The organism is Janthinobacterium lividum (genome assembly GCF_011601275.1).
Taxonomy (GTDB): domain Bacteria; phylum Pseudomonadota; class Gammaproteobacteria; order Burkholderiales; family Burkholderiaceae_D; genus Janthinobacterium; species Janthinobacterium lividum_E.
In genome coordinates, this window is record NZ_JAAOLY010000025.1 from 1 (window position 1) to 22,754 (window position 22,754).

The window sequence follows — 22,754 nt, forward strand, 5'->3', positions numbered from 1 at the left end:
ATGTCGCGACACCGCCGCTCAGGTTCAAGGTAATCGGCTGGACGCTGCTGCCATAGGCCACCGTGGCGTTGACGGCGCCGGCAATGGGCGCAACGTTTGCCACCGTGCCGGAATAGGTGCGCGCTCCCGTGAACGGAGCGCTTGTACCGGTGCTGCTGTCGGTCGCCGTGATCGTAAAACTGTACGCGCCTGCCGCCGTCGGCGTGCCGGACAAGGTGCCGTTCGGCGCCAGGCTCAGGCCCGCCGGCAGGCTGCCGCTGGAGACATAGCCATACGGCGACGCCCCGCCACTGGCAGTGATGGTCTCGCTGTAGGCGACACCGAACGTCATCGCCTGCAAACCCGTCGGCGCCAACGTGATCACCGGCGGACTGACCGTGATTGTCACGATAGCTTGCGCCGAAGTACCGGCGCCATTGCTGGCCGTGTAGCTAAAGCTGTCGGCACCGGCATAACCGGCCGCCGGCGTATAGCTGATGCTGGTGCCGTTGACCGTCGCCGTGCCGTGCGAAGCGGCGGAGGCCACCGCCACCGATGTCGCGACACCGCCGCTCAGGTTCAGGGTGATCGGCTGGACGCTGCTGCCATAGGCCACCGTGGCGTTGACGGCGCCGGCAATGGGCGCAACGTTTGCCACCGTGCCGGAATACGCGCGCGAGCCCGAATAGGGACCGGCGCCGGTGCTGCTGTCGGTCGCGGTGACGGTAAAACTGTAGGCGCCGGCCGCCGTGGGCGTGCCGGACAAGGTGCCGTTCGGCGCCAGGCTCAGGCCCGCCGGCAGGCTGCCGCTGGAGACATAGCCATACGGCGACGCCCCGCCACTGGCAGTGATGGTCTCGCTATAGGCGACACCGAACGTCATCGCCAGCAGGGTCGTCGGCGCGATGGCGATGGTGGGCGCGGAGACCGTCAGCGTATAGGCGCGCGTGCCACTGACGGCCAGCGAGTCCGTGGCGCGCACGGTAAAGTTGAAGGTGCCGCCCGATGTCGGCATACCCGACAGCACACCGCCGCCACTCAAACTCATGCCAGCCGGCAAGGCACCCGCGCTGACCGCGTAGGTGTATGGCGCCGCGCCACCCGTCGCCGTCAAGGTTGTCGTCGAGTAAGCCTGCGCCACCGTGGCATTCGGCACGGTGGTCGGCGCCAGCACGATGGCGGACGTGATCGTGACGTTGTACACGATGGGCTGCCCCACATCGTCCCTGACGGTAAACGTGTCCGAGGTGGCGCTGAGATTAGTATTCCGGTAGCGCACGGCATTCGTGGCATTCGAATCTTCCAGCGTGCCATACAGCGGCGCCACCAGGGTGCCCGTCAGGCCGAACTGGGAGCAAGGCGCATTGGTGTAATCTTCATAATATTCGCCCCCCGCGACGATGCTGACGGCGCGCGGGCTCGGGCAGGTACTGGCGGCGGAAGCCAGGCTGGAAAAAAGGGACAGCAAGACAAACAGCAGGGTTCCCGCCACGCACGTCAGCCATGATCGCGCCAGGGTCTGGACAGCCGGTGTGCCGGGGTCTCCGGCAACGAGACAATCAACACCGCTGACAGGCGTGGATGCCCATCCAAATTTCGTGAAATTTAGAAACATTTGTCTTCCCTCGATACATTTATCCGGGCGCTGGGCCTTGTACGGATAACGCTCATGACAAACCTGCACGCCGATGACAGCGACCGTCAACAGGACTGATAATGGCTTCCCAGCATGGTTGAACATTGCTTTACGTCAATCCATGCTACTACGACTTACAAGGAAAGCAATTCCAAAAATATTATCAAATAGGGAAGTTTTTTAACGAAAACAATTATTGTTGAAATGATGTATTTATTAACAACAAATGAGAAAAAGAAGGTCTTGGGAAGGTGGGATTGACCCATTCGACGTGTGTCATGCCCGCCGCTCATCGGCGACGGCCGCAGCGAACCGGCCTCGCGCACCCTGCCGTCAGTTGTACGCGCGCAACGCCGGAGACTGTCACCTTGCAAGCCACCCGCGCAGAATTTCTCGCTGGCAGGCAGCATGGCCTGCCAGGCAGCTTGCCGGGCAGGCCACATCACGTGGTGGCAGCTTTACTGCATGGCTTGCTCCAAGCCCGGCGCAAACTCGGCGCCATGCTTGACCTGTGCGGTGGACGCCTTCAGGGTGGCGCCGATCGGCTCTGCGCGGCCAGACAGGCACTGCCCCAGGAAGTTCTCCGTCACCGCATTGAAGGCGATGTTGTTCACGGGCCGGGCAAAGCCATGGCCTTCATCGGGGAACAGCACATACGTGACGGGGATATTCTTTGCCGCCATGGCCGCCACGATCTGGTCCGATTCCGCCACGTTGACTCGCGGGTCGTTCGCGCCTTGGCCAATCAGCAGCGGACGCTGGATGTTCTGCGCAAAGTTCAGCGGCGAGCGCTCCTTCAGCAGTGCGCGGCCCTCTTCCGTGGTCGGGTCGCCCATGCGTTTGTAGAACTGCTGCTTGCCCGCTTCCCAGTACGGCGGAATCGTTTGCAGCAGCGTAAACAGGTTCGAGGGGCCGACGATGTCGACGCCGCAGGCAAATGTGGTGGGGGTGAACGCCATGCCGGCCAGGGTGGCGTAGCCGCCATACGAGCCGCCCATGATGGCCACCTTGTCGGCGGTGGTCACGCCGCTTTTGACGGCCCATTGCACGGCGTCGAGCAGGTCGTCATGCATCTTGCGGCCCCACTGCAGGTCGCCGGCCGAGATGAACTGCTTGCCGAAGCCAGTCGAGCCGCGGAAGTTCACCGACAATACGGCATAGCCGCGGTTGGCCAGCCACTGGTGGTAGCCGTTGTAGCCATAGGTGTCGCGCGCCCACGGGCCGCCATGCACCAGCAGCACCATCGGCACCGCCTGCGTGGCCTTGCCGTCGGCGGTCGCCTTCGACGCCTGCGGCAAGGTCAGGTAGGACACCAGGGTCAGGCCGTCGCGCGCCTTGATTTGCTGCGGATACATGGGCACCAGCGGCGCGCCTTCCAGTTCCGGTCGCGTGACGTACAGCCGCGTGAGTTTTTTGGTCTTGCGCTCATACAGCCAGCTCGACGGCGGCGCCGTGACGGCGTCGATACTCACCAGCCATTTATCGTCGGCATCCGTGCGCGACGTTACCGTGAACTGGCCCTGGGTATGCTTTTTCAGGAAGGCCAGGTCGGCTTTCAGGTCGTTCGTCAGCGGCAGATATTCCTGCTGCAGATAATTGACCGTATAGGCCTGCACATGGCCCGTGCGCGTGTCGTACAGCGCATCGGCGATGTCGGAACGCGGGTCTTGCGCCACGACCGTGCTCTTGCCGCTGGCCACGTCCTGCGCCAGCAGCGCCGAAGTATTGCGGCCGCGCGAATCGGTCCAGTACAGAGTCTTGCCATCGACCGTGAAGGCCAGCGGCGCCGTCGTCTGCGAGTCTTCCAGACCCACTTCGGCCAGCGGCGCGCTCTCGACCTTGCCGTCCGTCAGGCGGAAATACTGCATGCCGCCATCGGCGCGCGCCTTGCTGGCGATGCGCAGATTGAGCAATTCATCGGCCAGGTAGCCGCCATAGCCATCGTTCCGCTGCACCAGGGTCAACTTGCCGCTGGCCAGGTCGAGGCTGTACACGTCGTGCCAGCGCGCATCGCGATTATTGATGCCGACGAGGATGCGGTCCTTCACCTTGCTGCTGATCTGGACGATCCGCACGCGCGTCTTCTCGAACGGCGTGTAGCTGATCTGCTTGCCGCTCGCCACGTTCACGCCGTACAGCAGGAAATTCTCGTCGCCGCCCTTGTCCTGGATGAACAGCAGGGTTTTCGAATCGGGCGACCAGAAGCTGCTGCGGATGGGCCGCACCTTTTCTTCCGTCAGCGGCCGCGCCTGCGCCAGGTCATTGGCCGGCGCCACCCACACATTGAGCACGCCGTCGCGCGGCGCGATCCATGACAGCCACTGCCCATCTGGGCTGAGCTTGCCACCGGACTTGCTGGGATTGCCGAACAGCTTGGCCCGCTCGATCAGCGGCGTTTCATTGACAGGGGCTTGGGCGTGCGCCGGCAGCACGCTGGCGAACAACAGGGCAGGCAGGACATAGCGAATCATGGACACCTCATGGTTGTAGGATGAAGGAAAACTTGATAATTGTGCATGTGCCAGCAAATCATAGGCCAAAGTGGCATTGCCGGGTTGACTACAGCGACAGGAGACAAAAATCGGGGGACAGGATGGGGAAAGCGGGGGATGGCTGGCGGACGTGTGCCAGCGCAGCCTTGGTGTTCCTGCATGAATACACCGGGTTAAACCCTATACGGTTGAGCTGCCCGTATTGCCGGTGCTAAAGGCGTGGATCTTGTCGACGATTTGCCTTGATGCCAGGCTGATCGCCGCACGGGTGTTGCCAGCGATATGGGGCGTCAGCATCGCATTGGCAATCCCCACCAAGGGGGAATTGAACTGATCTTTTTCGTGGGAGAATGTATCGATGGCTATGGCTTTGAGATGCCCGGGAAACTGAGTCATGAAAGTCGCCAGTTGATCCTCGTCTATGATGCCGCCACGGGCAGTATTGATCAGGATCGAGCCGGGACGCATTCGGGCAAAGGCGGCACTGCCGAACAAGCCTCTGGTCAGCGGAGTGAGGGGCGTGTGAATGGACACCACGTCAGCTTCGGCTAATAGTTGCTCCAGAGTTGCTCGTCTGTGCATGCCCAGGTCGCGGGCAAGCTGCTCGGTGAAACGCTCGGACCCCGTCGCAATCACCCTCATGCCCAGCGCCTGGGCCTTCCGGGCCACGGTTTGGGCAATACTGCCAGTCCCTACCAGTCCCAGGGTGAGCTCGGCGATTTGCGCAGCAGGCGCCAGTCTGCCTTTTGACCAATGGCCCGCATGAGTTTGGGTGTTGTACTGATTAAGGTCCCGGGACAGGAACAGCGCTTGGGCGAGGACATATTCGGCGACCGCCGTCGCGTTGGAACCTGGCGTATTCAACACGACGACACCGCATCGCTTGGCTGCCTGCATATCGATATGGTTGACCCCGATTCCCGCCTGCGCGATCGCGCGCAACGGATACGGAAGAGCATGAGATGCGGCGGCCTGTATCAGTTCGTCATCGAGTGGAATATTCAGACGCGTCTTCAATACACTGTATCCACCGGCTCCCTGGATAGCGGCAATCAATGCCAGCTTATCGTGGCAATTGATATTCACGTAGTACAGCCGGTCGCCGTAGTGGTCCACGATGCTGTCCTGGTCGCTAAAGTAATGAAGGTTAAGGGTAACTGCCAGATCGTACTCGAGAAATCTGTCGATTTCATCAAAGAGCAATGGGGGAGCAGGCGCATCCAGTATCAAGGTGCAAAATGTCATCAAAGTTGTCCTCTACGCGAAGGTGTGTTTCACAGACATACAGTACGACTTTGAACTATACCCCTAACGGATGTATGGCACCGATGATGGACAATGGACGCTGTTCACGAATGTGCCGGCATGGAACAATTCAACGTAGGTCCATGCCCGGCACAAATTCACAATCTGCAATGCGCGTGCCGCTGCTCCAGCCTCACTGGCAGCATGCCGCTCGCGCACGGAAGATCAAGGCCTGCCGGCGAGCTGCGTCGTCCTGGGAGGCGACCCGGCACCATCACAGTCGTAGCTTGCCTGCGCGCAGATCTCCCAGCCGCCGCCCAGCGCCTTGTAGATGCTGACAACGGCAAGCCGCTGGCTGGTGCGCGCGACGGCCAGCGCGCGACGGCTGGCAAAGTCGGCCCGTTCCGCTTCGAGCACGTCCAGGTACAGGCCCGCGCCTGCCGAAAACTGTAGCTTGGCAAGACGCGCAGCCTCGCGGTTTGCCGCCGCCTCAAGCAGCCGTAGCCCAAGCGTGCCGCCTGCGCTGCCATACGCTTTGAAGGCATCGTCCGTTTCCTGGAGTGCGCGCAAGACGGTCTGGTCGTAGACGAGCAGAGCTGCCTGGGCGCGTGCCTCGCTGGCGGCGATCCGGGCACGCACGCGCCCCGTATCGAGCAGATGCCAGCGGATGACGGGGCCGAGAAAGCTCGATTGCATGCCAGCGTCGCCCATCGCATCGAGGCTGCCCGCAACAAGTCCGATGGACCCCGTTACCTGGATCTCGGGATACAGGTCTGCCGTCTCCACCCCGATGCGGGCCGTCGCGGCAGCCAGGTTACGTTCTGCCGCCGCGATATCGGCGCGCCGCGCGAGAAGCCCGGCGGGATCGCCCACGGTGATCGTCCGCACCGTCAGCGCGTCACTTGCGGGCGTGGCGGCGGGAAGGCTGAACGTCTGCGGCACTTCGCCAAGCAGGACGGCCAGTGCGTTGACGGAGGCCGCGCGGCGGCGCTCCAGTTCGGGCACGGCCACCTCCACCGAGCGCAGCAAGGCCTCGGCGCGAAGGCGGTCGAGTTCGCTGGCAGAGCCAGCGTTTACCATGCGTTCGACGAGAGCCAGGCTGTCGCGCTGGCTTTGGGTGATGCTGGCAACGACAGCTTGTTCAGCCTCGATGCCGCCCAGCTCGAACCAGGTGGCCGCCACCGTGGCAGCGACGCCCGCCTGCACGCCGCGCAGCAAGGCCTCGCGCGAGCCCGCCTGTGCCTGGCCCGCCTCCACGGACCGCCGCACGCGGCCAAACAGGTCGATCTCCCAGGAAGCATCGACGGTGGCACGATAGCTTTCGCTCCGGCGCGGCTGGCCGGGCAGCGTCTCGATCTTGCTCAAACGGCGCTTTTCATACCCGAGCGCGGCTCCGCCCTGCGGCAGGAAACTCTGCCTGTCTTCGCGCAGCAAGGCTTTGGCCTCCGCGAGCCGGGCGGCAGCGATACCGACGTCGTGGTTCGCCGCCAGCGCCCGCTGGATCAGAGTGACCAGCGCCGGGTCGTCGAAGCTGCGCCACCACTCCACCTCGACCGCTCCCGGCGCGAGACCGGCGCGGGCCTGGCCCAAGCCGCCGGAAAACTGCGCTGCGGACAGCGGCGGCGGCAACGGCGGCGCATAATCGGGGCCGACCGCGCAGCCGGCCAGCAACGCGAGCCCACTCAATGAGGCTAAAATTGTTTGATACGGGCGATTCATGTCGTGCTCCTGTCCATGCTTGTCTTGGTAATTGGCGTGTGGCGTTCGAAGCGGACCGCCAGGGCGCGCATCACCACATAAAACACGGGCGTGAGGAACAGTCCGAACAGTGTCACGCCCAGCATGCCGGCGAACACCGCGATCCCCATGGCCTGGCGCATCTCGGAGCCGGCGCCGCTGGCGAAGACCAGCGGCACGACGCCGGCGATGAAGGCGAGCGAGGTCATCAGGATGGGCCGCAGCCGCAGCCGGCAAGCTTCGATGACCGCATCGAGCGCGCTCGATCCTTCCATTTCCAGGCTACGTGCGAACTCGACAATGAGGATGGCATTCTTGGCCGCCAGTCCGACCAGCACGATCAGTCCGATCTGCACGAAGATGTTGTTGTCGCCGCCCGCCAGCCACACGCCGATGATCGCGCTCAGCAGACACATCGGCACGATCATCAGGACGGCCAGCGGCAGCAGCCAGCTGTTGTACTGCGCGGCCAGGATCAGATAGGCGAGCAGCACACACAGCGGGAAGATGAACAGCGCCGAATCGCCGGCCAGCTTTTGCTGGTAGGTAAGATCAGTCCATTCAAAGCTCATGCCTTCAGGCAGCACCTCCTTCGCCAGCCGTTCCATGACAGCCACGGCCTGCCCGGAACTGACGCCTGGCATCGCGCCGCCCGAGATGTCGGCCGACGGATAGCCATTGTAGTGAACCATGCGGTCCGGACCGGAACTGGGCGTGACGGTGACAAACGACGACAAGGGCAGCATGTCGCCGGCCGCATTACGCACCTGCAAGCGGCCGATGGCCTCGGCCTGCATGCGATACTCAGCATCGGCCTGGGCCGTCACCTTGTAGGTCCGGCCGAAGCGGTTGAAGTCGTTGACGTAGAGGGAACCGAGATAGATCTGCAGCGACTCGAATACGTCGGCCAGCCGCACTCCCTGGCTCTTGACCTGGGTACGGTCGATGGCGACCTCGAGCTGCGGGGCATTGACGTCCAGGCTGGTCATGAGGCCGGCCACCTGTCCCGACTCGCTTGCCTTGGTCATCAGGATATGCGTCTGCTGGACCAGGGCATCGAGCCCGGCGCTGCCGCGGTCCTCGACCAGCATCTTGAAGCCGCCGGTCGCGCCCAGGCCGGGCACTGGCGGCGGCGGGAACACGCCGAGGAAACCGTCGGGAATGCCGGCGAACTTCGCTTGCAGGCGCCCGGCGATCGCATTCGCCGTGAGATCGGGCGTCGTGCGGGCCTTGAACGGGTCGAGCATGACGAACATGACGGCCGCGTTGGGCACGTTGACGAAGCCGTTGATCGACAAGCCGGGGAAGGCGACGACGCTTTCAACGCCAGGTTCGGCCAGCGCAATCTTCGACATCTGCTTGGCGACGGCGTCGGTCCGGTCCAGCGATGACGAGTTGGGCAATTGAGCGATCGCCACCAGATAGTATTTGTCCTGCATCGGCACGAAGCCCGGCGGCACGGCCTTGAAGCCGAAGAAGGTCAACGCGAGCAGGCCGCCGTACACGAGCAAGGCCACGCCGCTGACCCTGACGACTTTGCGCACCGTGTTGCCATAGGCATCCGGCGCACGCTGGAACGGCCGGCCCAGCATCCGCAACAGGCGCTCGGCGCGGCCACGCAGGCTGCGCGGGTCATGCACGGCCTCGGCCTTGCGTGGCTGAAGCAGGAGGCCGGCAAGCGCCGGGCTGAGCGTGAGCGAATTGACGGCCGACAAGATGGTCGAGATGGCGATCGTCAGCGCGAACTGGCGGTAGAACTCGCCCTGCAAGCCGCTCAGGAAGGCGGTCGGAATGAACACGGCGGCAAGCACCGAGGTGATCGCGATGATGGGACCCGTGACCTCGTCCATGGCGCGCCTCGCCGCCTGCCTCGGCTCTTCGCCATTTTCGATGTGGCGTTCGACATTCTCGACCACCACGATGGCGTCGTCGACGACGATGCCGATCGACAGCACCAGGCCGAACAAGGACAGGGTATTGAGCGAGAAGCCCATCAGATGCATGACGGCGAAGGTGCCGATCAGCGACACGGGCACCGCCATGAGGGGAATCAGCGACGCGCGCCAGTTGCGCAGGAACAGCACCACCACGATGACGACGAGAATGATCGCCTCCAGCAAGGTCGTTGCCACCGACTCCAGCGAGGCACGCACAAACACCGTCGGGTCATAGGCGATGCGCGAGCTCAGTCCTGCGGGGAAATTTTCCTCCAGCCGCTGCATGGTGTCGCGTACCGCCTGCGCAACATCGAGCGCATTGGCGCCTGGGCTTTGAATGATTTGCAAGGCGACGGCCGGCTCGCCGTCAAGCAGGCTGCGCAGCGCATACGCGTCGGCGCCCATCTCGATGCGGGCCACGTCGCGCAAGCGCGTCACCTGGCCTTCGGCGCCCGTGCGGATGATGATGTCGCCGAACTGTTCCTCGTCGGTCAAGCGTCCGAGCGTGTTGACCGTCACCTGGAAGGCGGCGCTGGAGTCGGGAGACTGGCCGACGGAACCGGCGGCCACCTGCACGTTCTGTTCGCGCACGGCGGCAATCACCTCGCCGGCCGTCAGGCCGCGTGCGGCGATCAGGTTCGGATCGAGCCACAGCCGCATGCTGTATTCGCCCGCGCCCCAGACGAGGACGTCGCTGATGCCGGGGATGCGGGACAGCTCGTCGCGCACCTGGAGGTAGGCGTAATTCGATATGTACAGGGGATCGTAGCGCTTGTCGGGCGACAGCAGGTGCACCACCATCAGGATGTCAGGCGAGGTTTTCTGCGTGACGACGCCCTGGCGCTGGACTTCTTCAGGCAAACGCGGCAGCGCGCGCGCGACCCGGTTCTGCACCTGGATCTGCGCCATGTCGGCATTCGTTCCCTGCGCGAAAGTAACGGTCAAGGTCATGCGGCCGTCGGTTGCCGATTGCGACGACATGTACTGCATGCCCTCGACCCCGGTGATGGCCTGCTCGAGCGGCGCCGCCACCGTTTCGGCGATCACCTTGGGATTGGCGCCAGGATAGGCGGCGCTCACCTGCACGGTCGGCGGCGTTACCGCGGGATACTCGCTGAGCGGCATATGGAAAAAAGCAACGATGCCGGCGAGCACCATCAGGACCGAGAGGACGATGGCAAAGATCGGGCGGTCGATGAAGAAACGTGGGAAGGACATTACGCGGCTCCCGAGGTTTTCGGCACGGCGATGGGCGTGCCGTCGATGCCGGCCGACTGCGGCGTCACCTGCATGCCCGGACGCACCAGGCCCTTGACGACGATGCGCTCGCCGGGCTGCAACCCCTGCTCGATCACGCGCAAACCGTCGACCATCGGGCCAAGCTCGACGGGCCGGAACTCCGTCTTGTCGCCTTTGCCGACCACCAGCACATAGCGGCGCCCCTGGTCCGTGCCTATCGATTGATCGGAAACGAGCACCCTGGCTTGCTGCGCCCCCGTCTCCAGCCTGACCTTGGCAAACAGGCCGGGCGTGAGTTTTCCATCGGGGTTGTCGACCACGGCGCGGACACGCACCGTTCCCGTGCCGCGGTCAGCGGCGTTGGCCAGGAAATCGACACGGCCGTGGCGCGTGTATGTCTTGTCGGTGGCCAATGCCACCATGACCTTGGCCGCCTGCGCCCCACGCGCGCTGGCGCTGGCCCGGCCGGCGGCGAGCGAGCGCAAATAGGTGCGTTCATCGACATCGAAATAGACGTGCAGGGGATCGATGGAAACGATCGTCGTCAGGGGCGTCACGCCGCTGGCGACGTAGTTGCCCTCGGTGACGAGGACTTGGCCGACTCGTCCGCTGATCGGCGCCGTGACGCGCGTGAAACCGAGTTCCAGCTGCGCGGCGTCGAGCGCGGCCTTGGCGGCGTCAACCTGTGCCTTGCCAGCATGCAGGGCCGCCGTTGCCACGTCGAGACGGTCGCGCGCGACGATCTTCGTGGCGAACAGCTGTTCGGCCCGTGCATGCTCGGCCTGCGCCAGCATCGATGCCGCTTCAGCCTCACGCAGGCGCGCCGTGGCGGCATGCACCGCCGCCTGGAACACGCGTGGATCGATCACAAAGAGCTTGCTGCCCTTCTCGACAAAGCGGCCTTCCGGCACGCTCACGTCCTGCAGGTAGCCGGCCACCTGCGGGCGCAACTCAACCCGCTTGACGGCGGTCAGCGAACCGTTGAACTCGACGTAGGGTGTTGCCTGGCGAACGATCACTTCGGCAACGGGAACGCTGGGCGGCTTGGCCGCAGCGGCAGGCGATGCCGTCTGCTTGCATCCGCTGACGGCAAGCGCGGTGCCCAGCACCACGGTAATCAGGGTTATTGGTGTGACTTTCATCATTGTGCCTTTCGCGACTGGAGTCGACATGGTTTTGTTGAGCTGAAACAACTCCCATTGCCTTTATCCGACCTGACACACTTGGAAGGTCAAGCTTTTTATAAATTTGAGGGCTGTGGCGGAGCGATGTATTGGTGCGCACGGTCATCGCGTCGATATTTCTTTGGCGTGTATGGAGTGGGAAACGCCGCATCTGGGCCTGCGCCAGGACAACCCTCCGTGGGCGTGCGGCATAGATATGCACATACTGAAAGAATCACAGATCGAGGGTGGGCGGATCAGGATCAAACCAGACAAAATACACAAAAAACAGTGGCAAAGCTGTCGATATCGTCATCACGCCTGAACCTGCCGAAGTGATCGCCCGCGCCCGTGGACTAAAAATCAAGTATGGGTTGATCAGTCCGTCCGTGCTCCCGCCGCAAAAAGGTGGCGCCTACACGATCGCCTGTCCTGGCGATGACCCCGCCGCGTTCGAGCAGAACTTACGGCAGTTCATGCCGAGCTGGATGGCCTACGACATGTGAAACGCACCCGCGAATTGCTCGCGGACGGCAAGCGCCAAAGAGATTGCCGCCCTTTTTTCAAGCCACGTATTGAAGGAGAAATGCAATGGCGAAGGTCTGGACACCCATCAACGTCGGATCCTTGTAACTGCCGCATCGGCTTGCTATGGTGCCGACGATACGCAGCAGCGCAAAGCCCGACGGTAACGGGAAAAATTTCGGCTGACATGACCCAAATATTGAAAATTCGGATATCGCTTACGCTCAACCGTGCAGCACAGGGGCTGCGGTCGCACCGTGCCGCGGCAATTCGACTCGCACTCTTAAAGCGATAACGAGAGCAGCGAACAGCATCACAACGCCAGCAATAATGAAAACGCCCGTGACTCCACCAAACCCGAACATAATGCCACCCAATGCAGCGCCGGCAGCTATTGAAGATTGCACCGCAGCGACAACCATGCCACCAGCTGTCTCCGCTTGATCAGGGACAGCACGGGCTACCCAGTTGGACCAGGCGACAGGTACGCCGCCGAACGCCAGGCCCCACAGAGCGACCAAAAGCATCAGGCCTGTTCCTTGGACTGGCAGTAGGATCATGCCGAATGCCGCCAAGCCCACCAGCGCAGGCATGAGTACTAAAGTAGCACGCAGGCTACGCTCCATTAGCCAGCCGGCCAGCAGCGTGCCAACGAAGTTGGCGACACCAAAACCCAGGAGCATCAGAGACAAACCGTTTACATCTATATGGCCAACGCTTTCAAGCGCGGGGCGAATATAGGTGAACAATGCATATTGCCCCGTATGGGCAAGTACGCAGCCCAACATCCCGATCCCGATCCCCGGGCGACGGAGCAATCCCAGTACCGATGTGGTGCGCATCATGGTGCGCGGCGCCATACGGGGCAGCGTGAACAATTGAAACAAAAGTGTTAGCCCTCCGACAGCCGCGGCTGCTATAAATGCACTGCGCCAGCCATATAGCCCCCCCAGGTAGCTGCCCAACGGTACAGAAACGACCGTCCCGATGGCGATGCCACTGAATATGATGGATAGCGCTCGCGGCACCAACTTTGCCGGCACCAGCCGCATGGCCACGGCTGCCGCCATGCTCCAAAAGCCGCCTAACGCGACGCCCAGAAGAATGCGCATCACCAGCAATACTGTCAAGCTTGAGGACAACGCCACTAGCAGGTTGGAGGCGATCATCAGCACTGTGAAAGCTAACAAGACGACACGCCGGTCAAAATGACGCGTGAGACCTGGCACCGACAGCCCGGCGAACATGGCCACGACGGCCGTCACCGTCACTGCCTGACCAGCTAGTGCCTCCGATACGCCAAGGTCGAAGGCCATCGGGGTCAATAGACTGGCTGGCAGGTACTCCGCCGTCAGTAAACCGAAAACCCCCATTGCCAGTGAAAACACTGCCATCCATGCTGCCGCCGCTGGCTCGACAACAGACACATCTTTCGCGTTGGGCGTTTGCCCGGTAGCAAAAACATCGTTGTTCATCTCTAAAATCCCTAAAACAATCAGAATCGAAAGTCTAGAGGTAAAATTCAGGATGATCTATGATAGTAAATCCTGATGTTTTGATCGAAACACCTAAAATGCGCAAGAAAAATCAAATGCCCCTAGCATCTAATCTCGTCAGTGAACTATTGACAGGCATGCGCCTGCGTGGAGTCCAGTACCGCCGCATTCAGACCGGTCCAGCTTTCGGCATAGGCTTTGAAGACAAGCCAGGCCACGCCTACTTCCACTTCCTGGCCGTTGGCACTGCCTTCATATGTACGGATGATGGTGAGTTGCACAAGCTGTCCGCCGGTAGCGCGGCGTTCATGCCTCACGGTGGGAGGCATCAGCTTCTATCGGATGCGGGTATTGCATTTCAGGACATCGCAAAGTTCGATGCCGCGCCCCTCGGTGAATCCGTTAGCGGAGTGGACACATGTCCCAGTACGCACCCCATGCCCAGTGCGGTTATTTTTTACGGCTGCATGGAATTCGATCTCGGCGGGATGCAAGGGATCGGCAAACTGATGCCAACCGTCATGGTGGCTGACACGCAAGCGCAAGGCTATCCTGGGCTACTGCCTGTTCTTGATTCAATGAAGCGTGAAATCTGCGCCGGCCGTATTGGCTTTGCAGGCATTCTGGCTCGCCTGGCGGAGGTCGCGGCAGCAATGATCGTGCGCGGCTGGATTGAATGCGGTTGTGAAAACGCTTCTGGCCTCCTCGCCGCATTGCGTGATCCGCGCCTTGCTCGTGCCATATTGGCGCTGCACCGCCAGCCTGGCCGTGAGTGGACAGTTGCACAGCTGGCTGCGGAGTGTCATATCTCCCGCTCTGTCTTCGCGCGACGCTTTGAAACCACCATCGGAGTGCCGCCCCTGCGCTATGCCACGGAATTGAGAATGCGTCTTGCCACACAATTGCTCACTCACGAAAGAGTGTCCATCGACGTCGTCGCCCGACGCCTTGGCTATACATCTCAAGCCGCGTTCAGCCGTGCTTTCAAGCGCGTCATCGGCAAGCCGCCGGGCGCCTGTCGGCAAATGCTTTGAGGGGAATAGCTTAGGAAAGCGCTGATCAATCCATTTTTTCAGCGGCATTGGCGCAAAGTGGCCAAACAGCACGTCGATCAAGCGCATTTCTGGACGACGCTACCTGCGTCGGAAACCATTGGGCCAGCCTACTCTGAGCGGCGCTCCACCCGGGCCATCGACAAATACGCGTCCCAGCTTTCTGCGCTCCTGAAAACCGAGGCGACGCGATCACGCAAGCAACGGCGCACGCTGAAACAGATCCATGAAGACTTGAAGGAATTGGGATTCGAGGTATCTTACGACAAGGGCGCGGCGTTCGCGAGGACATGGAGAGAGGGGCAAACTGAGGGGGCAATCCGGCCAGCAAACAAACACTGACGGCGCATATGGTGGAAAAGGTGTTCAAAGCATCAAGCCAGCGCACTATATTTGTGGTGAAGTCGTGCTTCATCGCGGATACTAAAAGAGACTGCAGACGCTTCCTGCGGCGTTCAAGACAGCTCTTGCTCTCGTTAAGACATTGATAAATCCCAGCCCTAGCCACTTTCAATACGCGGCACATCAGCTCCAGCGCAAATTCCTGCCGATGCTCATTCATGAATCGGTACTTTACTCGGACTCCTTGGCAAAGTACCGCTCGACTTTTTTTATGAGAGCACGCTCTTCTTCCAATCGGTGCATTTGGGAACGCATTCGCAAAATTTCACTTTTCGCTTCGATCAACCCTGCACTTTACTTTTCGTCCTTGGTGGGTATCACGGTCTTGCCTCAGTTGTACAGGCTACCTCACTGTCGGATTCGTGGTGCAGCAGTTGATCCATGTGCCGGAGGCATCCGAACTGGCCGGGTTGAAGATTTTGGATCGCTTCTAGCTCAAAATTTTCTACATGTGGCGATGCCCGATCTAGCTCCCCATATATTCCTCGTAAAAATTAGTCGACCTCATCATGCGTTGCCAAAATAACCATTATATCTTCCACTGTGCGTATCGAGTCCGCAATCAATTTCTGGCGCATTTTTGATACGAGCGCCGAGATCATCAGAACCGTGCGCTGTTGAATTCGTTTCTACGATGCGGAAGAGCATATTAAGCGTCCTGTTCCGTTTGATCCGAAACGGAACAGGACAATTACTCGGCACCCATTTCTTTCAGCAGATTATCTGCGTGGTCGATGTGTTTCATGTTCCACAGCATGTAGCGCAGGTCGACCTGGATAGAACGGGTGTTGGCCTTGTTGTAGTCCCAATCGGAAATGATCGAGTCCAAGGTGCCATCGAAGGCCAGGCCGATGAATTCGCCTTTCGAGTTCAGAGCAGCCGAACCGGAGTTGCCGCCGGTGATGTCCAGGGTAGCCAGGTAGTCGACCGGTACGGTTTTCAGCTTGGGATCGACGAATTTACCGAAGTCCTTGGCTTTGATCGCGGCCAGTTGATTTGCCGGTGCATTGAATTCGCCCTGGCCCGTGGCTTTGGCAACGACGCCATTGACGGTCGTGAAGGCAGACCAGGTGGTGCCATCGGCGCCATGGTCACGGCCGGCAACTTTGCCGAAGGTGACGCGCAAGGTGCTGTTGGCGTCAGGATAGACGGCTTGGCCTTTGCTCTTCATGAAGGCGATCTTGGCTTTCATGTAGTTGGCGTAGGCTTGCTGGATCTTGCCTGCCAGTTCTTCGTCTTCCGCTTCGTTTTTCAGCGAATCCGGATACATGGCGACGGCGGCCTGGATGAAGCTGTCCTTGCTGGCCTGGAATTCGGCTGGCGTGCGTTTCAGCCATGCTGCGCGCTCTTCCTTGTCGGCCAGCTTGCTGCCCGCATACAGTTTGTCCAAGGCGGCGGACAGGTCGGCTGGCGACATGCCGTCCTTGATGCCGATGGCGGCGTCAAAGCTGGCGCGGCGCTGTGCTGCCGGTTGCGCGGCGTACTTGGTCAGGCTGTTCAGCACCAGTGCCTTGTCGACTTTTTCGTCGTAGGTGCGTTCGACCGCCGTGACGCTCGAGGTCAGGCGCGGCAAATCGCGCGTCTGATAGCCGGACTTGCGTTCCGTATCGGCCTTGGTGCCTTCGTTGGACAGGCGGTACAGGCTGCGTGCCATGTTCAGCAGGCGTGGCTGTGCGTAGCCCAGGAAGAAATCGCGCTTGGTGTCGGCATCGCGCTCGGCGATCAGCTTTTCCACTTGCTCGATGTCGCCGGCAAATTCCGCCTTGCGCGCAGGATTGGCGTTGACCCAGGTCTTCAAGGCTTCGTGTTCCGCCGTCTTGCGCGCCAGGAAGTCGCTGCCGGCGTACGAGTCCAGCATGCCTTGGCGGTTCTTGTAGTAATTGTTGACGCCAGCGACCTGACCCGCGTATCTCAGATCAACATCCTTGTTGTCCCTGGTTTCGCGCGCGATGATGGCCAGGGTTTCGCCCGACGCTTTCACGAAGGCAGGGTAGTTCCAGTCAAACGTGTACGCCACTTCCGATGGCAGGCGGTGACGGTTGGTATGGCCAGGATAGCCCAGAACCATCACGAAATCGCCTTCTTTCAAGCCATCCTTGGCCAATTTCAGTACGTGTTTCGGCTGGTACGGCACGTTGTCCTTGCTGAAGTCGGCAGCCTTGCCATCTTTGCTGACGTAGGCGCGGTAGAAACCGTAGTCGCCCGTGTGGCGTGGCCACATCCAGTTGTCGGTGTCGCCACCGAAGTCCCCCACACCTCCTGGAGGCGCGTGCACCAGTCGCACGTCGCGGATTTCCAGTTGCTTGATCAGGTAAAACTCCAGGCCGCCGTAGTAGCTCGATACGGTGCAGCGGAAACCCGCTTCTTTTTCGCATTCGGCGACCAGTTTCTTCTGGTTTTTCTCGATCGCGTCGATGCGTGCCTTGCCTTGCAGCTTGACCACGTCGGCGGTAATGACCTTGTCGCTGACATTGGTCACGGCCGAGGTGACGAAGATGCGGCTGCCTGGGGCGGCCGGCAATTCTTCAGCGAACGTCTTGGCCAGGAAACCGTTGGCCAGCAAATCGCGCTCTTTGGTCGAATTGACCGCCACGCTGTTGTAGACGCAATGGTGGTTGGTGGCAACCAGGCCTTGCGGCGAGACAAACGAGGCCGAGCAGCCGCCCAGGCTGACGATGGCGCCCATCGGGAACTCGGTCAGTTTGGTCAGGGAGGTCGGATCGAGTTTCAGTCCGGCTGCTTTCAGTTCCTTGGCTACTTGTGGCAGCTGTTGGGGCATCCACATGCCTTCGTCAGCGTGTGCGAAGTTGCTCAGGATGGAGAGCGCGATGAGAGATTTTTTCATTCAAGTTCTATTTTTAAGATGGTGGGAAGTCAGCATCAACCTATGCGTCCAGTGATCCGCCAATATTCTCAGCAGGCACCATGAGGGGGCACCAACCGAATTTGGACCAAACAACTACACTTTACGCGGCTTGTCGGTACAACTATTTCCAGCGGTGAAATAATATGATCTACACGAAAACAATCGGATACATATCACGCAATTTCTGCAATACATACCGCCATCATCCCGGCGGACTGCACTACTAGCAGATTGTCCGAAATGCCATTTTGATAAAACATCGGTTCACGCGATCAAAAAATGGAGTAAGAATCCAGAGCAATCAATAGCATTTCGACGGATTTTGCGGCAAACACCTCAATTTGCAAATAGGAATAGTCCTAAAAGCCATCTTCTGCGACCAACGAGCCTGTTGCATAAATTGTGCAATCCTTGCATATGAAGCAATTCATGACACTCAGGAATTTTCCATGCCAGAGAAGCAATACTCCCCCTTTAACAACATTAGATTCGAAATTTAGGACCAGTCCTATACGTGATGCATTAGGCAGGAGCTATATTTGAATATTATATTCATATATATAGTATTTATTTTGAATATAAATAATGGCAAAAAACAATACGCTTTCGACATTTAATCTGGATTATTGTTTTTTTTATTTTCTATTGAGTATTGCAACCCGGAAATTTTGCATTTTTTACTATGCGGATGAATATATTATTTTATTTATTTATTTCTATAAATTTCCGGATGTTTTTATGGGTGATTTTTGTAATTCATCGAAGCATGCAAATTCACATATTCTCCGCAAATACATGATTTTAGATTATTTTGGTTGGCGTAATAAATATCGTCGAATTATTTCTCCGAAAAATATTAAGGAATTTTAATGTCAGTGCGTCTAATTTTTTCTCAAACGGTACTGCTTGCCCTGGCCGCTGTTAGCGGGGCTCATGCACAAACCACGGGGCCTTCCTCCTTAAATGCTGACCCCCACCTATGGCTAGAAGATGTGCTCGGCGACAAGCCAATGGCTTGGGTTAAACAGCACAATGCCGTCACAGTTAAGGAACTAGAAGCTAAACCATTATTTCCAGTGTTGCAGGCGCGCCTGGAAACCATTCTCAGTTCGAAAGAGCGTATCCCATCTGTCAAGAAGGAAGGCGATTTTTACTATAACTTTTGGCGCGACTCACAACATGTGCGCGGCATTTGGCGACGCACCACCTTGGCCCAATTCCTTCTGCCTGATACTGTCTGGGAGACCGTGATCGACCTAGACCAGCTAGCTAACATTGAAAAGGAGAACTGGGTGTGGGCTGGTGCCACCTGCTTGTATCCGAAGGCTGAACGTTGCCTGATTTCTCTGTCGCGCGGCGGGGGTGACGCCAAAGTGGTACGCGAATATGATGTTGCTGGGCGCACATTCGTTGACGATGGCTTTAAGCTGCCGGAAGCGAAAAGCAGCGTCAGCTGGATAGATCAGGACAGCCTTTTCGTTTCCACGGATTTTGGTCCCGGCTCGATGACCAGCTCCGGCTATCCCAGAATCATTAAGCAGTGGCAACGTGGCACGCTGCTCACGCAGGCACAGACTGTTTACGAAGCTACGGCTGAAGATATGAGGGCGATCGCCTCCAAGGATTTCACACCAGGCCACGAATATCAATTTATCAATCGCCAGATAAATTTTTATAACAGTGAGCTTTTTTTGCGCGGCGAAGCCGGCTTGAAAAAAGTACCTAAACCGGACGATGCCACTGCCTTCACAGTCCGCGACCAGTTGCTCATCACTCTACGCTCGGACTGGAAACTCAATGGCACGACTTATCCGCAAGGTGCCTTGCTGGCCACGGACTTCAATTCCTTCATGCAGGGTAAGCAAGAGTTGGAAGTGCTATTCGCCCCCACAGCCACGTCCTCGCTAGACACCGTCACAGTCACGAAATCGGCCGTCTTGGTCACGGAATTAGACAAAGTTAAGAACCGTCTAACGGAATTACGCCGTGTGAACGGCAAGTGGGTGCGCCGCAACGTCGATGCGCCCGGGCTCGGCACCCTGGTAGTAAGCGCGCTCGACCATGTGGAGTCCGAGCAATATTTCCTCACCGTCACTGACTTCCTCAATCCAACCACGCTGTACCTGGCCACGGCACAAAGCGACCAACGGACGAAAATCAAGTCATTGCCCGCCCACTTCGACGCCGCTCCGTACAAAGTCGAACAGTTCGAATCGACATCGAAAGATGGCACGAAAGTGCCCTACTTCATTATCATGAACAAGACCACGAAATTCGATGGAACCAACCCGACCTTATTATATGGTTATGGTGGCTTTGAAATATCACTGAAACCTAACTATAACGCCATCGTCGGTGAGGGATGGTTGAATAACGGCGGTGTATACGTGCTGGCGAATATCCGCGGCGGCGGCGAATTCGGGCCTCGCTGGCATCAGGCGGCGCTAAAAGATCACCGCCAGAGGGCATATGATGACTTCATATCCGTGGCGCAGGACCTGATCAAGCGCAAAGTGACCAGTCCGCGCCACTTGGGCATTCTCGGCGGCAGCAATGGCGGCCTCTTAGTCGGCGCCGTAATGGTGCAGCGCCCCGAATTGTTCAATGCTGTCGTCAGCCAAGTACCGCTGCTCGACATGCGCCGCTATAACAAGCTACTGGCGGGGGCTTCGTGGATGGGCGAATATGGTGACCCAGATATCGCTGAGCAATGGGCTTACATAAGCAAGTATTCGCCCTACCAGAATGTCTTCAGGGCAAAGAAATACCCGCGCGTCCTGTTTACTACCTCGACGCGCGACGATCGGGTTCACCCCGGCCACGCGCGCAAAATGGTGGCCAAGATGGAAGAGCAAGGCCACGACGTCTTGTACTGGGAAAATGTGGAAGGTGGCCATGCGGGCGCCGCGAACATTTCCCAACAGGCGCTGATGTGGACGCTAACTTATACCTTTCTTCTTGATCAACTGCATTAGCCGTGACGCTATACTGCACTTCCGATTGGCTTGGTTGCACAAATCGCCTTCAATTGCAGATGATCCTGGGTTTCGATAAGCTACCGGCATGACGACATGTCCGAGATGGTTTGTTGCATAAGGGTGAGAATAGGAGAATCGAAAAAAGTAATACGCTAATGATTTTTAGCCTTGCCCGCAACAGGCTGCGACTGCTTTATCAGCCTGCTGCGGGCACGTAACCGGCCCACTATTGACGAATAGATATAAAAAAGTCTAAAGTATCGGCGACCGTCCTCTGACAAAAAGTCGACCAGATGAAGGATTTTTTGTTGCCGTGGCGTGAGCTTGGGCCTCTTCAAGGCGAGCCTCTACTGGATGGCAACCAAGCCGCTGCAGGTACGTTCGCACCACATAACATGCCACTCGCGAAGTCGGCCAACAATCCCATGATCGACATTATCGTGCTGCTGGCCCGCGTCATATCGAGGGTTTCAGCCAGGCTGAAAAATCCCGTGCCAACCGTTTGCTCCGTCCATCAAGCTCAGCACCTCCTTGAGTGAGCGTGACAGATGATCGAGCGTTCAAAGGAAATAGAGAAGTGAGAAATCAGCACGCTAAGTTTTTCATGCGATCGTGCCGGTCGAAATTGCCCCTCTTCGATTTTCCAGTTCTCACACCTAAGGTAATCGCTGCTTGCATTGATGTCCCCTCCCCCCACGTACCGGTCGAAGTAGCGAGCCATTCATGCCATCAGTTGCGCGAGGTAAGGCTCGGCCGCTGATGGGGACGATTTATGCAGCAACGCCTTGTTCTCTCCAAACAGTCGACACCCTGGAATGGATGGCGGCGATGAGCGAGGGGTCGCCGCTGATCCAAGGTAAGCAACATCCAGTGGGACGAGATGGTGTACCACGACATCGACCGCCATATCGCCCCGGCGCCGCGCCTTAGGTTGTGAGTCACCGCTGGCCGGCATAAAAGCCAGCCTCGGAGGACGACGCCAGCATGGCGACATTTCAGAATAGTCCGATTCCTCGCTGAAATCACCATCCCTATACTTCGTTTATCTTAACCTGTCGGGAAAATCGCCATGAGCGCCACCGTGTATGCCATTCCTTCCAATATGGTGCACCAGCGCCTGCCCTGCTTGACCATGCCAGACGTCGTGCCGCAGGAACACAAGCAGCAACTGCAAGCGCCCAAGCATTCTCCCCCGGCACGTCCCAGCGACGCCGACGTATTGCATGCAATATGCACGGGCGAGGGCCTGCGTGTGCTATACCAGCCACAATATGACCTGCACAGCAGGAGGATTGTGAGCGCAGAAGCACTACTGCGCTGGCAGCACCCACGTTTTGGCAATGTACCGCCTACGGTACTCATTCCTATGGTCAACCGGCTCGGCCTGCATCAGCAGCTATTCGATTGGGTCGTCAAGGAAGTCATCGATGTACTGTACTACTTGCGCCGTCAAGACGCCGACGTGCCCGTTGCAGTCAACGCCTCGATCGATACTGTGTGCGAGCCCGGCATGGCCGATCTGCTGGCCATGAAAATGGGCCATGCCTGCCTGCCTACGCGGCTGCTGAAAGTCGAAGTCACCGAAGACTTGCCGGTACTCGATGAACTGCGCCTCTCGGGATGCCTCAACACATTGCGGGCAAAAGGCTTTTCCCTGTCGCTCGATGATTTCGGTGCCGGTTCCGCTACTTTCAACGTCCTGTTCAAGATGCCTTTCGATGAAGTCAAGATCGACGGTGCCTTTGTTCGTGACATGGAAACCAATAGCCATTCGTATGCAATCGTCGCCACCCTCGTCTCCCTGGCACAAAGACTTAATCTCAAACTAGTGGCCGAAGGTATCGAGAGCGAATCCTTGCTCAAGGCGCTGCTGGGAATTGGTTGCCGTATCGGCCAGGGCTATGCGCTGGCACGCCCGATGGAACGTGAGGAATTTCTCCAGGGTCAACTGGCAGCGCCTGGGATCGTGGCAGCAAAGGCGGAATGAGATGCACATTAAGGAGCAAA

14 protein-coding genes are annotated in these 22,754 nt (G+C 58.9%); 5 read left to right on the top strand and 9 right to left on the bottom strand.

Annotated elements, in window-relative coordinates; all coding sequences use genetic code 11:
• The 7 genes from GYK42_RS26175 to GYK42_RS26205 all read right to left on the bottom strand — a co-directional run.
• A partial coding sequence (locus GYK42_RS26175; RefSeq protein ID WP_205711568.1) for a putative Ig domain-containing protein occupies positions 1-1,471 on the bottom strand: 1,471 nt, incomplete at its 3' end.
• A 278-nt stretch (positions 1,472-1,749) separates the two neighbouring features.
• Positions 1,750-2,025, bottom strand: a complete 276-nt coding sequence (locus GYK42_RS26180; protein WP_166449876.1) for a hypothetical protein — start codon at positions 2,023-2,025, stop codon at positions 1,750-1,752.
• Positions 2,026-2,073: 48 nt separating this feature from the next.
• Positions 2,074-4,086 (bottom strand): S9 family peptidase, encoded by a 2,013-nt coding sequence (locus GYK42_RS26185; RefSeq protein WP_166449877.1) that lies wholly within the window; start codon positions 4,084-4,086, stop codon positions 2,074-2,076.
• A gap of 201 nt (positions 4,087-4,287) precedes the next feature.
• Entirely contained in the window at positions 4,288-5,352 is a 1,065-nt protein-coding gene (locus GYK42_RS26190) for an NAD(P)-dependent oxidoreductase (RefSeq protein WP_166449878.1), read from the bottom strand.
• Positions 5,353-5,577: 225 nt separating this feature from the next.
• Positions 5,578-7,071 (bottom strand): efflux transporter outer membrane subunit, encoded by a 1,494-nt coding sequence (locus tag GYK42_RS26195; RefSeq protein WP_166449879.1) that lies wholly within the window; start codon positions 7,069-7,071, stop codon positions 5,578-5,580.
• Complete coding sequence (locus GYK42_RS26200) at positions 7,068-10,244, bottom strand: efflux RND transporter permease subunit (protein ID WP_166449880.1); 3,177 nt, start codon at positions 10,242-10,244, stop codon at positions 7,068-7,070. The genes GYK42_RS26195 and GYK42_RS26200 overlap by 4 nt, the downstream gene beginning before the upstream one ends.
• Positions 10,244-11,410, bottom strand: a complete 1,167-nt coding sequence (locus tag GYK42_RS26205; RefSeq protein ID WP_277346685.1) for an efflux RND transporter periplasmic adaptor subunit — start codon at positions 11,408-11,410, stop codon at positions 10,244-10,246. Before GYK42_RS26205 ends, GYK42_RS26200 begins: the two co-directional genes overlap by 1 nt.
• A 266-nt stretch (positions 11,411-11,676) precedes the next feature.
• On the opposite strand from GYK42_RS26205, the gene GYK42_RS29405 reads away from it, so the two are divergent.
• Positions 11,677-11,934 (top strand): hypothetical protein, encoded by a 258-nt coding sequence (locus tag GYK42_RS29405; RefSeq protein WP_240943839.1) that lies wholly within the window; start codon positions 11,677-11,679, stop codon positions 11,932-11,934.
• Between the two features lie 243 nt (positions 11,935-12,177).
• Here GYK42_RS29405 and GYK42_RS26215 read toward each other — a convergent pair whose 3' ends face one another.
• The gene (locus GYK42_RS26215) at positions 12,178-13,428 is read right to left on the bottom strand and encodes an MFS transporter (protein ID WP_166449881.1); all 1,251 of its coding nucleotides are present in this window, start codon (positions 13,426-13,428) and stop codon (positions 12,178-12,180) included.
• 59 nt (positions 13,429-13,487) lie between these two features.
• Between GYK42_RS26215 and GYK42_RS26220 the strand changes: the two genes are divergently transcribed.
• Positions 13,488-14,483, top strand: coding sequence for an AraC family transcriptional regulator (locus GYK42_RS26220; protein ID WP_166449882.1), 996 nt, complete (start codon positions 13,488-13,490; stop codon positions 14,481-14,483).
• A gap of 57 nt (positions 14,484-14,540) precedes the next feature.
• Positions 14,541-14,843 (top strand): hypothetical protein, encoded by a 303-nt coding sequence (locus GYK42_RS29770; RefSeq protein ID WP_166449883.1) that lies wholly within the window; start codon positions 14,541-14,543, stop codon positions 14,841-14,843.
• 751 nt (positions 14,844-15,594) lie between these two features.
• Here GYK42_RS29770 and GYK42_RS26230 read toward each other — a convergent pair.
• On the bottom strand, positions 15,595-17,748 hold the full coding sequence (locus GYK42_RS26230) for a S46 family peptidase (RefSeq protein WP_166449884.1): 2,154 nt from the start codon (positions 17,746-17,748) through the stop codon (positions 15,595-15,597).
• Positions 17,749-18,638: 890 nt separating this feature from the next.
• Here GYK42_RS26230 and GYK42_RS26235 point away from each other — a divergent pair.
• Positions 18,639-20,744, top strand: a complete 2,106-nt coding sequence (locus GYK42_RS26235) for a prolyl oligopeptidase family serine peptidase (RefSeq protein ID WP_166449885.1) — start codon at positions 18,639-18,641, stop codon at positions 20,742-20,744.
• A gap of 1,072 nt (positions 20,745-21,816) precedes the next feature.
• The gene (locus GYK42_RS26240) at positions 21,817-22,734 is read left to right on the top strand and encodes an EAL domain-containing protein (RefSeq protein ID WP_166449886.1); all 918 of its coding nucleotides are present in this window, start codon (positions 21,817-21,819) and stop codon (positions 22,732-22,734) included.
• Positions 22,735-22,754: the final 20 nt, after the last annotated feature.

Bases quoted from the DNA above. Each gene is read 5' to 3' on its own strand.
- GYK42_RS26185 (WP_166449877.1), bottom strand. From the start codon at position 4,086: ATGATTCGCTATGTCCTGCCTGCCCTGTTGTTCGCCAGCGTGCTGCCG.
- GYK42_RS26200 (WP_166449880.1), bottom strand. From the start codon at position 10,244: ATGTCCTTCCCACGTTTCTTCATCGACCGCCCGATCTTTGCCATCGTC.
- GYK42_RS26215 (WP_166449881.1), bottom strand. From the start codon at position 13,428: ATGAACAACGATGTTTTTGCTACCGGGCAAACGCCCAACGCGAAAGAT.
- GYK42_RS26235 (WP_166449885.1), top strand. From the start codon at position 18,639: ATGTCAGTGCGTCTAATTTTTTCTCAAACGGTACTGCTTGCCCTGGCC.
- GYK42_RS26195 (WP_166449879.1), bottom strand. From the start codon at position 7,071: ATGAATCGCCCGTATCAAACAATTTTAGCCTCATTGAGTGGGCTCGCG.
- GYK42_RS26220 (WP_166449882.1), top strand. From the start codon at position 13,488: ATGATAGTAAATCCTGATGTTTTGATCGAAACACCTAAAATGCGCAAG.
- GYK42_RS26180 (WP_166449876.1), bottom strand. From the start codon at position 2,025: ATGCTGCCTGCCAGCGAGAAATTCTGCGCGGGTGGCTTGCAAGGTGAC.
- GYK42_RS26190 (WP_166449878.1), bottom strand. From the start codon at position 5,352: ATGACATTTTGCACCTTGATACTGGATGCGCCTGCTCCCCCATTGCTC.
- GYK42_RS26240 (WP_166449886.1), top strand. From the start codon at position 21,817: ATGAGCGCCACCGTGTATGCCATTCCTTCCAATATGGTGCACCAGCGC.
- GYK42_RS26230 (WP_166449884.1), bottom strand. From the start codon at position 17,748: ATGAAAAAATCTCTCATCGCGCTCTCCATCCTGAGCAACTTCGCACAC.
- GYK42_RS26205 (WP_277346685.1), bottom strand. From the start codon at position 11,410: ATGATGAAAGTCACACCAATAACCCTGATTACCGTGGTGCTGGGCACC.